This window comes from Vibrio sp. D173a (assembly GCF_030248475.1).
Genome location: NZ_JAHGAH010001515.1, coordinates 1 through 897, shown reverse-complemented (window position 1 = coordinate 897; position 897 = coordinate 1). Strand labels below are relative to the sequence as shown.

Here is an 897-nt window from a genome sequence, read left to right as displayed (position 1 = left end):
ATTCACTTTGAGCTTCAAGGATCGATTCACCAGCCAGTAGAAGTTCACCAGCTTGAACAAAGCGGCGACCGTCACTGCGAACATCGGCGCGCATTTGGTGGTTACCACTCCAACCAAGGTGGAAGCCCCACACTTGACCAAGCTGTTCACTGAACCCGTTAGTGCCTACGAACAAGCCCGGGAAGTTTTCATGAGATGTGCGACCACGACGATTTCCCTGCATGAAGCCGCCGTGCTCAAAGCGTTGGCGTTGCGTTTGGAACTCATGACACCAACGGCCATGGAGAGTCATCAACTCGTTAGCGTGGTTTGGCAAAGGCAACGTCGAAGAGAGTTTGCCAAGGAAGTACTTACTGTCACCAAGGTTTTTTACACTAACGCGTTTTTGAACCACATCGGTGTCGAAGTTAAGTTTCAGTTCAACAGTCAGTTCAAGGTTCGCAACCTCATCCACCATAACAAAGGCGACTTGGTTATCTTTAACCTGTGTCGATGTCAGTTTGAATACGGGTGCCCAATCATACCCGTCGCGATGCCCTTCAATGCCAGGCGCGTTAAAGTGACCGCTTCCCAATTCAGGACACAGTGATAGAGGCACATCGACATCTAAACGAGCTTGAGAAATAGGGCGCTCTGTTGAAAGAAGTAGGTCTTCATCTATCTGGGCAATTTTAGCCCCCCAGTGAAGGATCTCTGGCACTCGGTCGGTTTTGATAATCAGGCTGTGATTTTTGCTTTGTAAATGGACAAACTCACTCATTATTTGCTCGCTCTGCTATTTGTTTGCGTGAACATATTTTCTGAAATATATATTGCGCCTATCTATGACTTTTAGAACTTAAATGCCGCTTAAGTGTGATCTTAGGCGGCTTTGAAATTGACTAAATTAGGTCTAGA

At 46.8% G+C, this 897-nt stretch carries 1 protein-coding gene; it reads right to left on the bottom strand.

What is annotated here, in order from left to right; translation table 11 throughout:
• On the bottom strand, nucleotides 1–760 hold a 760-nt coding region (locus tag KIV40_RS34425), incomplete at its 3' end, for a glycoside hydrolase family 36 N-terminal domain-containing protein (protein WP_285353939.1).
• Nucleotides 761–897: the final 137 nt, after the last annotated feature.